The sequence below is a fragment of the Rhodococcus aetherivorans genome, from assembly GCF_011058165.1.
In the GTDB taxonomy this organism is placed as follows: domain Bacteria; phylum Actinomycetota; class Actinomycetes; order Mycobacteriales; family Mycobacteriaceae; genus Rhodococcus; species Rhodococcus aetherivorans.
Genome location: NZ_JAALEG010000213.1, coordinates 1 through 552, shown reverse-complemented (window position 1 = coordinate 552; position 552 = coordinate 1). Strand labels below are relative to the sequence as shown.

Below are 552 nucleotides of genomic sequence, written 5' to 3'. Positions count from 1 at the left end.
GGTCTACAACATTCCGGTGGCGATCCGGTTGACCGGGGAGCTGGACGTGGCGGCCCTCGAGGCCGCGGTGCGGGATCTGGTGGCCCGGCACGAGGTGCTGCGCACCGTCTACCCCGAGATCGACGGCCAGGCCGTCCAGCAGGTCCTGGCGCCGGCGGCGGTGTCTGTGGAGTTGTCGACGGCGACGGTGGCCGCCGGGGACGTTGCGGCGGCAGTGACCGAGTTCGTCTCGCACGGATTCGATGTCACCCGCGAGGTTCCGGTGCGCGGTCGGCTGTTCGAGGTCGGTTCTATCGAGCACGTGCTGGTGATGGTGATCCATCACATCAGCGCGGACGGATTCTCGATGGGCCCGTTGGCGCGGGACGTGATGATCGCATATGCGGCGCAGGCGCGGGGTCAGGAGCCCGGCTGGGCGCCGCTCGAGGTGCAGTACGCGGACTACGCGCTGTGGCAGCGGGAGATCCTCGGCGACGAGTCCGACCCGACGTCCCTGCTCTCGCAGCAGCTCACCTACTGGCGCGAGCGCCTCGCCGGTGCGCCCGAGTTGTT

General features: G+C 69.6%; 1 protein-coding gene. It reads left to right on the top strand.

Annotated features, from left to right (window positions below; translation table 11 throughout):
* Positions 1-16: 16 nt before the first annotated feature.
* On the top strand, positions 17-552 hold a 536-nt coding region (locus G6039_RS30205), incomplete at its 3' end, for a condensation domain-containing protein (protein ID WP_338148594.1).